This window comes from Haemophilus haemolyticus (assembly GCF_003493605.1).
Classification (GTDB): Bacteria; Pseudomonadota; Gammaproteobacteria; order Enterobacterales; family Pasteurellaceae; genus Haemophilus; species Haemophilus haemolyticus_J.
On the sequence record NZ_QQKA01000028.1, the window covers coordinates 1 to 409 of the forward strand.

General features: G+C 49.9%; 1 rRNA gene. It reads right to left on the reverse strand.

The features are described from left to right. Positions 1–409 (reverse strand): 23S ribosomal RNA (locus DV424_RS08870); the annotation flags it as partial.

Sequence of the window (409 nt, forward strand, 5' to 3'; positions counted from 1 at the left end):
CCTGCCCCGATTAACGTTGGACAGGAACCCTTGGTCTTCCGGCGAACGGGTTTTTCACCCGTTTTATCGTTACTTATGTCAGCATTCGCACTTGTGATACGTCCAGCATGCTTCTCAACACACCTTCTTCCGCTTACACAACGCTCCCCTACCCAACAGGCGTATCACTAATAATCCTCACTCAAAGATGCCCGACTCAACGTTCGGGTTGCTGAACAACATTTCATGCCGCTTCGCGCCATTCTAGGTTGTTAATCGTAAGGCGTATTAGTGATACGCCTGATGCCGCAGCTTCGGTGCTATATTTCAGCCCCGTTACATCTTCCGCGCAGGCCGACTCGACTAGTGAGCTATTACGCTTTCTTTAAATGATGGCTGCTTCTAAGCCAACATCCTAGCTGTCTAAGCC